At 59.5% G+C, this 11,761-nt stretch carries 9 protein-coding genes; all 9 read right to left on the bottom strand.

The genetic code is table 11. From position 1 onward, the window contains the following. Positions 1 to 163: 163 nt before the first annotated feature. Entirely contained in the window at positions 164 to 1,177 is a 1,014-nt protein-coding gene (locus D1641_RS17455) for a tyrosine-type recombinase/integrase (protein ID WP_120395952.1), read from the bottom strand. Beyond that, a complete protein-coding gene (locus D1641_RS17450) occupies positions 1,170 to 2,414 on the bottom strand; it encodes a tyrosine-type recombinase/integrase (RefSeq protein ID WP_160668005.1) in 1,245 nt (414 codons plus the stop codon). The genes D1641_RS17455 and D1641_RS17450 overlap by 8 nt, the downstream gene beginning before the upstream one ends. 270 nt (positions 2,415 to 2,684) lie before the next feature. Next, complete coding sequence (locus D1641_RS17445; protein WP_160668003.1) at positions 2,685 to 5,234, bottom strand: ParB N-terminal domain-containing protein; 2,550 nt, start codon at positions 5,232 to 5,234, stop codon at positions 2,685 to 2,687. 60 nt (positions 5,235 to 5,294) lie between these two features. Beyond that, positions 5,295 to 5,609 carry a hypothetical protein gene (locus tag D1641_RS17440; protein ID WP_160668000.1) on the bottom strand — a complete coding sequence of 105 codons (315 nt, stop codon included), beginning with the start codon at positions 5,607 to 5,609 and terminating at the stop codon, positions 5,295 to 5,297. A 38-nt stretch (positions 5,610 to 5,647) separates the two neighbouring features. Further along, positions 5,648 to 6,589 carry a DUF6017 domain-containing protein gene (locus tag D1641_RS17435; protein WP_201757424.1) on the bottom strand — a complete coding sequence of 314 codons (942 nt, stop codon included), beginning with the start codon at positions 6,587 to 6,589 and terminating at the stop codon, positions 5,648 to 5,650. A 166-nt stretch (positions 6,590 to 6,755) separates the two neighbouring features. Further along, entirely contained in the window at positions 6,756 to 7,916 is a 1,161-nt protein-coding gene (gene ftsZ / locus D1641_RS17430) for a cell division protein FtsZ (RefSeq protein WP_160667998.1), read from the bottom strand. A 164-nt stretch (positions 7,917 to 8,080) separates the two neighbouring features. Continuing rightward, complete coding sequence (locus D1641_RS17425) at positions 8,081 to 8,929, bottom strand: FtsQ-type POTRA domain-containing protein (RefSeq protein ID WP_160667996.1); 849 nt, start codon at positions 8,927 to 8,929, stop codon at positions 8,081 to 8,083. Positions 8,930 to 9,054: 125 nt separating this feature from the next. Then, positions 9,055 to 10,314: a UDP-N-acetylglucosamine 1-carboxyvinyltransferase gene (murA, locus tag D1641_RS17420; protein ID WP_160667994.1), complete on the bottom strand. Its 1,260-nt coding sequence runs from the start codon at positions 10,312 to 10,314 to the stop codon at positions 9,055 to 9,057. A 225-nt stretch (positions 10,315 to 10,539) separates the two neighbouring features. After that, positions 10,540 to 11,658 carry a UDP-N-acetylglucosamine--N-acetylmuramyl-(pentapeptide) pyrophosphoryl-undecaprenol N-acetylglucosamine transferase gene (locus tag D1641_RS17415; protein WP_160667992.1) on the bottom strand — a complete coding sequence of 373 codons (1,119 nt, stop codon included), beginning with the start codon at positions 11,656 to 11,658 and terminating at the stop codon, positions 10,540 to 10,542. Positions 11,659 to 11,761: the final 103 nt, after the last annotated feature.

Here is an 11,761-nt window from a genome sequence, read left to right as displayed (position 1 = left end):
TTTTTTCCCTCCTCTCCGCCACAAAACTACATTTTTTCCTCGGCGTTTTCTTTCATTTTATCATTGGCGCTGACAATCCCGGTAGGCCATGATTGTATTTTCAGATAATCCAAGCTGCCCTGGCAGATACATGGTGAGGTATGAAGCAAGGCACTGGGCAAAATCAGTGGTTTTCATCTGTACTGCCCTCCATACTGGGGATGATATATCCGTATTTTTCCTCCATAAGCCGAGATACTTCTGGATACGCTTCGGCGGTCATCCGCAGATACTGCTCGGTCGCGGAAAAATCATTGTGTCCCAGATAAGCTGTCAACCGGGGCAGCAGAGTGGTGGGATCAGAACCCTGCATTGTCCACTTTTGCAGGGAATGAACGCAAAATGTGTGTCTGAAATCGTGCAGTCTGGGGCCGTTTCCCTTTCCGCCGTGGGAAATCCCTGCTTTCCACAGCAGTTCACGGAAAATGTTGTAGATAGACCTTGTATTGTAATGTCCGCCATCTGGAGCTGCAAAGAACCAGTCTGCACCCGGCGGGCCAACGAGCCTCGTTTCTGCATAAACAGCGCATACGGCTGTTAATTCGGCGGACATAGGAACATAACGGGTCTTGCCAAACTTGCTGTTCCGAATTGTCAAAATTCCATGCTCTAAGTCCACGTCGCTGGCTAACAAATTGGTTGCTTCAGATACCCGCAGTCCACAGCAATACAGCATTCGAAACAGGACAGGCATAATCAGACGCCGCCTTGGAGCACCGGATTTTGGAGGGCAGGTCATTGTGTCAGCAACTTCAAAAAACGCCCTGATTTCTTCATGGGAGAAAATGTATGGAACAAAGTTTCTGTGCAGTTTCCCAATCTCATCCCGCCCAGGCACATAGGCCGGATAGCCCACCCGTTCCATATATTTAGCGAACTGGGAAATCAGCGAGAATCTGGCATACTGGTTTCTATCTGAATCGGTAGACTTTTTAGCGATCCAAGCCTGAACAACTTCTTTGGGCAGGGTGTCCTTTGGAAAATCAAAGGCAAGGGTAAACCGGGAAAACTCGCTCAATTTTTTCGCCTCAGTATTATAAAGGCAACCAACAGCACGTTTTTCTTGAACAAATCCTTCACAAGCTGCTTTTAGCGGGCCACTATACAGATAGGTCTTAATTTCTGGGCCATCATGCATCTGTCAACGCCTCCCCAAGAGAAAGCGCACATTCACGCAGGCCCTCAATATCCACCTTCAGATAGGGAGATGTCGAGGCATAGCTGGTATGGCCCATGATATTGGCAACGGTGGACAATTCCGTTCCTTGCTCCAGCAGGCGCCGCGCCATCGCATGGCACAGAGAATGCATACCGCTCACCGCGCCATTCTTCTTTTCAATACCGCACCGCGCTCTGTGCCGATCCAGGATACACCCAATCGAGCCGCTTTTCATCGGGGTATACGGTGCATTCGCCGTGAGAAAAACGAATGGCGATTCCGCCTTGGGCCGTCCATATTTGATGTAATCAATAATGGCCCAGCCCACATCCTCCAGCAGCGGCTGCGTTACCCGGTTGCCTGTCTTATGCTGGATAAACTCAAGTTCGTTTCGTTCCCATTTTAAACTGTCCAGCCGCAGAGCGGAAACATCTGCAATCCTCAAGCCGAGTTGTACCACCAGCAAAATAATGGCATAATCACGCTTCCCAGCCGGACTGCCCCGGTCAATGCTCTTGAGCAGCCGTTCCAGTTCCTCCCTGCTCCATAAAGCAGGCACATTCAGATTTTTAGGCGCAATCACTTTCGGGACAGCAAATGACCAATCGCATTCCAATATACTTTTTTGTTTCAGAAAGCGAAAATAAAAGCGCAGAGTTGCTAATCGGTGCTTCATATAGACGGGGGATTCCCCTTGGAGTGACGCGGCGTAGTCAGAAATAATTTGTGCGGATATGTCATGGATTCCAGATACTTTCCGTGATGCCAGAAACTCATAGAACTGCCTGATGTGGTGGATACGAAGCTTTTTTGTAGCATCGCTGTTGTCCGCAGTCTGTACTGATTCAACATACGCCGCAATGATTTTTTCATCACCCAGTTCCCATCCGTCAAGGGTTTTGGCATTCTTTGCGTGATTTCGCAACACCGCACCGTACAGTTGATATTCACCAATCCTGCGTACGCAGCGTATATGAGATGCCTCTGGACTTGTCAGCCACCGGTTTTCTGCAAATGGAAATCCAATCGTGTCGGCCAGATACCTCCGGCCCAATTCCTCGGTGAAGTAATCCGTACCAGTTTTCTCTTGCACATAGCGACTTAGCTGTTTCGCTTTCACACGAAACGTTGAGATGGTTGCTGGTGAGTACTGCATCCGCTCCATTTCCGAGATTACACATTCTGCAATCTGGCTTATGGTTTGCCTTTGTTCCATAATCTTCCTCCTTGATGTATTTCCGCTTTTGCGGTTCTACATCATTGTAAAAGATTATGGAAAGTTTTTCGCTCATCAACCCGCTATTTTTCAATCTTTTTGGAGGTGATTTTTCATTTTATATCTCTTTTCATTATCCTTGCCCCCGGAGCAGGAGACGGCGTGATAATATTTGTCACCTATGGGCCGTCACCTGCTTTTGGGCAGAAAAAAAGCGCCCCTCTGGGCGCACGTTCGCGGGGATAGTGGAATTATTTAGAGGGAGAGCTTTCACCGGGACGGCCCGCTCTTTTTGAAAATGGTGGCTTTCTGCTGCTCTTTCAACTGCCGCTGGCGGCGTTCCTCCAGCGCGGAGTACACACTTTCCTCGATCTCGCGGGGGGTCATGGACACATCGGGGAAATACTTGCGGAGGCGGTCGCCGGTCAAAATCACCTTAGTGACTTCCGGGCGCTCCTGCGGCCCTTTCAGCGGATCGTCCTCTTTTTCCGGCGCGGGAGTGTTGGAGGCGGGGGTGCCAGGGGTAGGAGTAGGCTGTCCGGCCTCTGGCTCCGGGGCGGGGCCTTTTCCTGGCTCCTCCCACGGGGGGACATCCTCAGCGGTGGGAGTATTCGGGGCGGCAGGGGGTTCCGGGGCAACGGGAACGTCGGGAGAGGCGGGGATGGGCGGCTGGCCGACAGCCACGCCGGGGGCTTCCGGGGCCGCGCCGGGAGTGGGGGCAGCGGGGGCCTCCTGCTGCTTGGGCGCGATGTCCTTGTCATCCAAAATGCTCCGCAGAGCCATCTCGTCCAGCTTCTGCCCGCCGCCCTCGGCTTTCTTCATGCGGGAGATACGCTCATTGGTGGCCTTATAGCCCAGGTCAAGCAGGTGCAGCACGGACTCCTGGGTCTTGGGCTTCAGTGCGGATATTTCCGCCGCAACGGAAATGGTGAGCTTGCCCTCGTCAACCAGGTCACACACGCCCTTGACCGCCTCAGACATACGGATCAGCCGGTTGAGCTTGGAAACGGTCATACCCATTTCCTGGGCCAGCTTCGCGTCGCTTTGCAGTTCGTTGGCAGAGTAGCCCTTTTTGCGTCGGCCTGCTTTCTGCTTCATGCCCTCCATCTTCATCCGCAGGGCGCGGGACAGGTCATAGCTGGAAATTTTGTCACGGTGCAGGTTGCCATCCGCAACAATGATTTTGGCGTCCGCACCGTCGATTTTCTGGATAATAGTGGGGACAGCCTGATTGAGCATGGTGGCGGCGATGTGGCGGCGCTGGCCGGACAGGATTTCCAGCTTGCCCTCCGGGTTAAACCGCGCCAGCACCGGGTCTTTGATGCCTACCAGCTCTACGGATTTCAAAAGTTCCTTGAAATTTTCGCTCTCGGTGTCCACGGAGAAGTTATTGAAAACGGATTTCTCCAAATACGCCGGATGGAGGGTAATAAAATAGGACTCACCCTCTTTCGGCGTGGGCAGGGTTTTCCGGGACGCCTCATCCGGGGGCGCAAGGCGTTTCTCGAAAATCTGCGTAATGGAGGTGCCGGACGGCCCCTCCTTGGCAGCGGTCAGGGCCTCGCCCGTGTCTTTGTCCGGGGTGGCGGATTGATCAGGCTTACCCTTGCCGGGGGCCGCGCCGTCTTTCTGTGCCTCGCGCTCCGCTCTCTCAGCGTTGGCAAGGTCTGTGAGCAGAATGGGCTGGCCAGACTTGGCCTGTGCCTCCAGCTCGGCAACCGTGGGCGTGGGCTTGTCAGCGGTGGGGGCTGGCTTTTCACCGGGGGCAGCAGGGGCCTTGCCCTCCTTGGGCTTCTCGCCGGGGGCGGCAGGAGTCTTATCCTCCTTGGGCTTCTCGCCGGGGGCGGCAGGAGTCTTGTCCTCCTTGGGCTTCTCGCCGGGGGCGGCAGGAGTCTTGTCCTCCTTGGGCTTCTCACCGGGAGCGGCGGGGGCCTTGGCCTGCTTGGGCTTCTCGCCGAGGGCGGCAGGGGCCTTGTCCTCCTTGGGCTTCTCGCCGGGGGCGGCGGGGGCCTTGTCCTCCTTGGGCTTCTCACCGGGAGCGGCAGGGGCCTTGTCCTCCTTGGGCTTCTCGCCGGGGGCGGCAGGGGCCTTGTCCTCCTTGGGCTTCTCGTTGGGAGCGGCAGGGGCCTTGTCCTCCTTGGGCTTCTCGCCAGGGACGGCGGGGGCCTTGTCCTCCTTGGGCTTCTCGCCGGGAGTGGCGGGGGCCTTGTCCTCCTTGGGCTTCTCACCGGGAGCGGCGAGGGCCTTGCCCTCCTTGGGCTTCTCGCCGGGGGCGGCGGGGGCCTTGTCCTCCTTGGGCTTCTCGCCGGGGGCGGCGGGGGCCTTGTCCTCCTTGGGCTTCTCGCCAGGGGCGGCAGGGGTCTTGTCCTCCTTGGGTTTCTCGCCAGGGGCGGCAGGGGTCTTGTCCTCCTTGGGCTTCTCGCCGGGAACGGCAGGGGCCTCCGTACCCTTGCCCTTGTCGGCGCTGGGATCAAGGAGCTTACCGGGGATGGGCGTATTGGGGTTATTCTTGACTGCCTTGCGGTAAGCGATGGCCTCCTGCATGGTCATCTCGTAGACGTGGGCGGGGATGTCCTGCTTCTTGGCCAACTCGCTGGCCCTGCGGCGGCGGTAGCCGGACAAGAGCTGATACTCGCCGTCGTCCCGCTGGCGCAGGATGACAGCCTCCTTGATGCCGCTGCTCTCAATGCTGAGTACCATGCTGCCCAGCAATTTGTCCTGGGGCTTTGCGATGAACACGTTGGGCAGGTCGTGGATTTTGGATAGCGGGATCATCTGAGGCTGCGCTTGTGTCGGGGTTTTGCTGTTTTCATTTGCCATTTAGATTCCTCCTGATAAAAATATTTGCTAAAAAATACGTCTCACCATGAGACGCATTTTCTAACACAAGGTTGGGGGTTTCTCGCCTGCCCGGATATGCCAGTCATCCGCTGGGGGAAGTTTGGCACAAAAGGCAAGTAGCGCATCCATGCTGGCTTCATGTTCGCCGCTTGGGTAAATCGACCAGCCGCGCTCATAGGCGGCGAGTTCCTGTTCGCCGTCCTCAGTGTACAGAAATAGCTTGAGGACGCGCCCATTGTCGATGCCGTCTGAGGAATTGACATCGCAGATTTTTGCGGCAAAGGGCAGGCCGTCTATCGTTCCGCCCAGCCAGTTCCTCCAGAAGCAATCGGTTGTGATCGTGTGTTCGGGCATTGATTTCCCTCCCAAAATGCGTCTCACCGTGAGACGCATTACCCAAAATCATGCCGCACAGCGGCGGAATAATAAGGGCCTATCGTGATAGGCGCGTTGTAAAGCGCCGTCAACAGATAGGCCCGGATGTTATTGATTTTTGTGGTGGTATTCCGCAGGGAGTCTATGATGTACCTGATATGTTCGCTGTCAAGCTGCCGGAAACGCCGCCTGACAGCATCCACGGGTAAGACTTCACCGCCGATCCGCATGGTGGAGGCCGTACTGCCTAACACATCCACGATAAGCTCCAAAAGGCTCTCCACGTCGTCATAGGGAAGTTCCTGCCGCAGATGTTCGTACTCAATATTTTCTTTGACTTCTTCTCTCAGCTCGTATCGATCAATCCCCATTTGCCGCCCGCTGGGGGCTGGGGGATAGATGGATGGATCAGGCTGGATAAAATCAAGTTGATTTCTTTTAGTTTGATTAGGGTCGGTTTCCGCGACCTCTGCACGTCGAAAATCTCGACCTCTTGGGGTCGGAAAATCCGACTTCTGCACGTCGTCAAAATCGACGCCTGGAAGTGGCGCGGGAGGTTCCGGCTTCTTATCTGGCTGGGGCGGCAGCTCCTGCGTGGTGAAACGCTTGACATATATCCGGGTGGGCTTGCCCTGGCCCTGCTTGATCCGCTCAATCAGGCCAACGCCTTTTCCAGTGTCCAGCTCGGCCAGCAGCTTCATGGCCTTGTCCCGTCCGCAGTTTAGGCTGCTGCATATCTCGTCCACGGTGTAGTAGATGTAGACGCGCCCGGTATCGTCGTACCACTCGTTTTTGATGGACAGGCTCATACGGTCAAGCAGCATCCCATAGAGCAGTTTGGAGTCCGTGGACAGGTGCTTAAATCGGGGGTGGGTAATAAGCTGGCAGGGGATGCGGAAGTAGGTAAACTGCATCGCCTCGTCTCCGTAAAAATAGCTTGATAATTTCATATCGGGCATAGCCGCTGCCTCCTTTTGAGCATGAAAAAAGCACGATTGTCAAATCGTGCTTTTTTCTGTGTGTTCAATTTTGTCACAAAGGCTTGCCTTTTTGGTGACTGCCTAATAATTTTGTGCTTTTTGTCTTGTTCTTTATCAGGCACCACCTCAGGCAGGGCCGGTTTTTTCACTTCTTCTTGCTGAAAATGCGCTCCAGAATGTCCCAGTCGTCGTCGGCCACGGCGGGCTTGGGCTGTTCGGGCTCCGGCTCAGGCTCGGGCTCCTTCTCCGCCACCGGGGGGGCGGGCTGCCCCGGCTTCTCCTCCACGGGGGTGGGGGCAGGGGCAGGCTCGGGCTGGGCGGCCTCCTCCAGGTGGGGGAACTGGACAGACTGGTTCTCGTCAAAGCCGGTGGCGATGACGGTGACCCGAATCTCGTCCTCCATATCCTCCTCGAAGGTGGCGCCGAAGATGATATTGTCCGTCTGGGCGGCCTCGCCCACCAGGTTGGCGGCGGTCTCCACCTCCTCCAGACCGATGTCCAGCGAGCCGGTGACGTTGATCAGCACGCCGGTGGCCCCGCTGATGGCCGTCTCCAGCAGGGGGCTGGACACCGCCATCTTGGCGGCGTCCTCCGCCTTGTTCTTGCCGGCGGCCCGGCCCACGCCCATGTGGGCCCGGCCGGCGTTCTTCATGATGGACGACACGTCGGCGAAGTCCAGGTTCACCATGCCGGCCACGTTAATCAGGTCGGAGATGGATTTTACCGCCTGGAGCAACACGTCGTCGGCGATTTCAAAGGCGTTGAGCAGGGTGATCTTCTGGTCGCTGGCCAGCTTCAGCCGCTCGTTGGGGATAATCACAAGGGAATCCACCTTGTCCCGCAGCTCGGCGATACCCGCCTCGGCCTGACGCATCCGGCGGGCCCCCTCAAACTTGAAGGGCTTGGTCACTACGCCCACGGTGAGCACTCCCAGCTCCTGGGCGATGTCGGCCACGATGGGGGCTGCGCCGGTGCCGGTGCCGCCGCCCATGCCGGCGGTGATGAACACCATATCGGTGTTCTCCAAAACCTCAGAGATCTGCTTGCGGTTCTCCTCGGCGGACTTGCGGCCGATGTCGGGGTTGGCCCCCGCGCCCTGGCCATTGGTCAGCTTCTCGCCGATCTGGATTTTCACGGTGGCACTGGAGGTCAGCAGCGCCTGCTTGTCTGTATTCACCGCGATAAATTCCACGCCCTGCGTACCTGTCTTAACCATGCGGTTGACCACGTTGTTGCCGCCGCCGCCCACACCGATTACCTTAATGTTGACAACACTTTCCGGACCCATATCTAATCCGAACGCCATGCTATTTCCTCCTAAGTACAATGGGCCCCCGCAATCTCGGGATGATGTGGGCGGTCCTGTTATGCATACAAGATTTCGTTTTATTGTATCGCAGTTTTTTCCATAGGTCAAGGGGAAATCATATATTTGGAATAAATTTCCGCTTTTCCTTCTGACAGCACGTTCTACTCCTCCGGGGAAAAGACCGCGTCCTTGCCCTTCTGGGTCAGGTCGATGGAGCCCCGGATATCCGGGTTCTCCCGGGCCTCCATCTCCGTCCGGACGGCCTGCATCAGCCGCAGATCATAGTCAAAGTCGGCGTTGAGGGCCATGCGCACGTTGAAACGGTCCAGGTAGCGCACCGTCAGCTGGGTGCTCTCCAGCTGGACGGAGGTCACCTGGCTGAACAGCTCCGCCCGCTCCAGCGCCTCCAGCAGGGCCAGCAGGGCGGACAGCCGGGTCTCCTCCGACTCAGGCACCGCCAGCATGCTGCCCGCCTCCGGGGCGATGGGGGTCAGGCCGGTAACGGGGATGGCTCCGCTGTCCGCCGTGGCGGGCTCCAGCAACTTGCCCTTCACGCTGATGAGCCAGGGCTCCTGGGCCAGCACTGCCGGCTCCGCCCCCTCCCTTCCCCCGGCCAGCTCCTCCTGAACGGCGGCGGCCCGGTCCGCCTCCGGCACGGCCAGCCTGGCCACCGCCTCCCACTCGGTGACGTGGATGACGATGGTGCTGGGCAGGGCCCGGTTGATGGACAGCTCCCCGATGTATGGCAGCAGAGTGCGGATGCTCCGGCCGATGCGGACCTTGTTCAGGGCGTAGAGGTTGTCGCCCAGCTCAATGCCGGAGGCGGCAATGATGTCCTCCTGAGTATATCGCTGGTTGCCGCTGACAGAGATGGTCTCCACCCGAAAAAACACAGTGGCCCCCACCGTCAGCGCCACCGCGACGGCAATGACACACAGCAGCTTGAACAAAGGCCCGAAGCGTCCCCTGTTTCTCCTCCGTGTTCTGCTGCGGCTGCTGCGTCTTGCCATATCGTCCTCCCAAGCTTCGCTTTGCTTCGCCCGGTTTTCGCCGGGCATCCGCTCCGCTCCGCTGCTCATTCTCTCCAAACGGGACCAGCTGCCGCCGGGCTCCCGTTTGGGGTTCGCAGTTCTCTTTATGGTAGCTCTCGGATATCCGCCCCCAGGGCCCGCAGGTTCTTGTCCAGCCCCTGGTAGCCCCGCTTGATGTGGCGCAGTCCGGATACCTGGGTGATTCCCTCCGCCCCCAGGGCGGCTGTCACCAGGGCGGCGCCCCCCCGCAGGTCGGTGGACCGGACAGGAGCTCCGTGGAGCCGTCCCACTCCGGACACCATGGCGGCCCGGCCGGCGACCTGGATGTCCGCCCCCATACGGCGCAGCTCATCCACGTGGCGGTAGCGGCTGTCGAAGATGTTCTCCACAAAGAGGGTGGCACCCTCGCCCCCCGCCAGCGCGGCCATGAGGATGGCCTGAGCGTCGGTGGGGAAGCCGGGGTAAGGGGCGGTGCGCACCGGAGAAATCCCCTTCATGGGGGCAGTACTGGCCAGGACAATACGGTCCGGGCCGGTATGTAGGGTACAGCCCGCCTCCTCCAAGCAGGCGAGGACGGCAGTGAGGGTATCGGGCGCCAGGCCGGTGACCTCCACCTCTCCTCCGGCGGCGGCGCAGCCGCACAGATAGGTGGCGGCGGCGATGCGGTCCCCCATAACGGCGTACTCCGCCGGATGGAGGGGCGCGTCCCCCCGGATCGTGACAGTCGGAGTGCCCGCTCCGGAAACCTGGGCGCCCGCCGCACAGAGAAAGCCCTGCAAATCCACAATTTCCGGCTCCTGGGCGGCCCCCACAACAGTGGTCACCCCGGGACAGCCGCAGGCGGCCAGCATGGCGTTCTCGGTGGCCCCCACACTGGGGACAGACAGGCAGATCTCCCGGCCCTGAAACCCCTTTCTGCACCTCCGGCAGACCAGCGCCCCCTGCTCCTCCAGAATCTCGGCCCCCAGGGCCCGCAGGGCGGAGAGATGCAGGTCGATGGGCCGGGGGCCCAGCTCACAGCCGCCTGGATAGAACAGCTCCGCCTCCCCCAGCCGGGCCAGCAGCGCCCCCAGAAAGGTCACTGAGGAGCGCATCTCCCGCATCAGGTACTCCGGGACATCGAACCGGCTCAGGGCCCGGGCGTCGATGGTGACGGTGTCCCCCTCCCGGTCCGCCCGGCAGCCCAGCAGGCGCAGGATGTCCAGGGTGGCAGACACGTCGGACAGGTCGGGGCAGTTGTGGAGTACGCACTGCCCGGGCACCAGCAGGCAGGCGGCCAGAATGGGCAGAACGCTGTTCTTGGCCCCGTGGATGGCCAGGGAGCCCGACAGCCGGCGTCCGCCCGTAATTTCAAAACAGCTCATGGGACAGCCTCCAAATCTTTGGGATTTGGGCTATCCTATGCGGAAAGGGCGGGGTTGGTTATTGCGCCTAAGGGCCCCCTTCGCGAAGGGGGCTCCCGCGAAGCGGGTGGGGGTTTTCTCCTAACAGAGACAAATGCACTTCGATAGGAGAAAACCCTCCGTCATTTGCTTCGCAAATGCCACCTCCCTTTTCGAAGGGAGGCTTTTCGCTGCGGCGGGACGGGGTCAGCGCATAATCTCCCGCAGGGTCTCGTAAATCTTCTCCGCCGCGTTGGGGACGGCCATGGCCCGGAGGGCGGACACCATCTTCTCCCGGCGGTCCCGCTCCCGGAGGAGGAGGGCCGCCTCGTCGTAGAGGGTGTTCTCCACGCAGTCGGCCTCCCGCAGGAGGACGCCCGCCCCCTGGCCGGCCAACACCCGGGCGTTCTTCTCCTGGTGGTTGTTGGTCACGTTGGGGGAGGGCACCAGCACGGCGGGCTTGGCAATGGCGGTGAGCTCTGAGATGGTGGAGGCCCCGGCGCGGCACAGGACCAGGTCGGCGGCGCACATCACCAGGGGCATGTCATAGATATACTCCCGCACCTCAATGCCGTTGTCCCCCAGCTTCAAGCCCCGGCGCAGCAGCTCCTCCTGCATCCAGGGGAAATCCCGGCCCGCGCCGTGGATGTGCCGCCAGGGGGCGCCCTCATAGCACTCCTTGGCGATAAAATCCACCATCTTCTGGTTCATCACCTCGGCCCCCAGCGAGCCCCAGTAGGACAGCAGCAGGGGCCGGTCGTCAGTGAAGCCCAGCCTGGACCGGGCCTCCTCCCTGGTGTATTTGAAGAAGTCCCCCCGGACGGGAGTGCCCGTGACCACCACCTTGCCGGGGTCGTCGTAGTGCTCGCGGCTCTCCTCAAAGCCCACCATCACCCGGTCTACCACCTTGGACAGCGCCTTGGTGGTCAGGCCGGGGACGGCGTTGGACTCGTGGACGGCGGTGGGGATGCTCCGGTGGGCCGCCTCGTTGACCACAGGGTAAGAGGCATAGCCCCCCGTCCCCACCACCAGGTCGGGCTTGAACTCATCCAGGATGGCCCGGGCCTGCTTCTGGGATTTGTGCATGTTGGCCAAGGTGCCCAGGTTGTGGGCGATGTCCGCGGGCTTGAAGGATCGGTGAAAGTTGGTGATGGTCACCGTGCGGATCTGATAGCCCTCCTTGGGCACCAGCTTGTTCTCCATGCCGCCGTCCGCCCCCACAAAGAAGATTCGGCAGCCGGGATGCTTCTCCTGAAAAATATGGGCCAGGGCCACCGCCGGATTCACGTGGCCGGCGGTGCCGCCGCAGGTAAACAGTACGTTCATATTTACACCTCTCGCTCAGAAGTCGATTTCTCGTTCGTAGGGCGCGACGACCCGGCGCGCCGTTTGAAACATATTTGGGACTGCGGCGCGCCGAGGTCGTCGC

Source organism: Colidextribacter sp. OB.20 (genome assembly GCF_009911595.1).
Taxonomy (GTDB): domain Bacteria; phylum Bacillota; class Clostridia; order Oscillospirales; family Oscillospiraceae; genus Lawsonibacter.
The sequence above is the reverse complement of the archived record's forward strand: the minus strand, read 5'-3'. Positions and strand labels throughout refer to the sequence as shown.